The sequence below is a fragment of the Halolamina salina genome (genome assembly GCF_042678005.1).
GTDB classification, from domain to species: Archaea; Halobacteriota; Halobacteria; order Halobacteriales; family Haloferacaceae; genus Halolamina; species Halolamina salina.
Genome location: NZ_JBHUDH010000074.1, coordinates 1 through 786 on the forward strand (window position 1 = coordinate 1; position 786 = coordinate 786).

The 786-nt window shown below is 49.7% G+C and carries 1 protein-coding gene; it reads left to right on the plus strand.

Going from position 1 to position 786, the window contains the following annotated elements; translation table 11 throughout:
- The first annotated feature begins 116 nt into the window (after positions 1-116).
- On the plus strand, positions 117-671 hold the full coding sequence (locus ACFR9S_RS07810) for a hypothetical protein (protein ID WP_049990116.1): 555 nt from the start codon (positions 117-119) through the stop codon (positions 669-671).
- The last annotated feature ends 115 nt before the right edge of the window (positions 672-786 follow it).

Sequence of the window (786 nt, forward strand, 5' to 3'; positions counted from 1 at the left end):
AACACAGATATAGATACAGAATCGCTGATTCCGCAGGATGTAGGAGTGCCAGAAGACGAAGAAGAAGGTGATAGAAAAAGAGAAGAGACAGATCAAGTACCTGCTCCGCAAGGCTGATGAAAGCATTTGACCTCTCCCCGATCGTCCGCAATTTCTACAGAGATATCTTCGAGAACGATGATCGGCCTGACTACGAGGCGTACGCGTTACTCGCTATTCCCGGCTTGTTCTCACTTATTGCGTTCACTCGTCCCGTGGATTCTGATTTCATTGGGATGATGAGTACCGCGCTCGCGATTCTATTCGGGTTCACCTTCTCTACGCTGATGACGACTGCGAAGTATTCGACGAAGGATGACCGGATCGAAGAGATGGTTGTCCAGCAAACACGTGTTGGGACATCGTACGCGCTTCTCGTCAACCTAATATCCCTGATTTCGATTGTCCTCGTCTCGGTCCTCGTCGAGGATTACTCGCAGCTATCGTATCCAGTAGCCACAGGAATTTCAATTGTCGTGTACGCTTTGATGTTCCACTACTTGCTCGTCATGGTCTACCTGATGCGGTATCTCTACTTGCTCGCAATCGGTGGTGCATTCGAGCAATCGCCGAGAACAGAACCGAGGCAAGAAAGAGGGGATGAGAACGAACCACAGGAACGAACGATCTAACCGGATTACTGAGGGATGCGTTCTTTGTTCTCCAGTAGTTCGCGGCCAGCATCAGTCAGTTCATACAATCCATTTCCTCGCCCGGTCATCTCATCGGTTGGAACACGCTGAATCA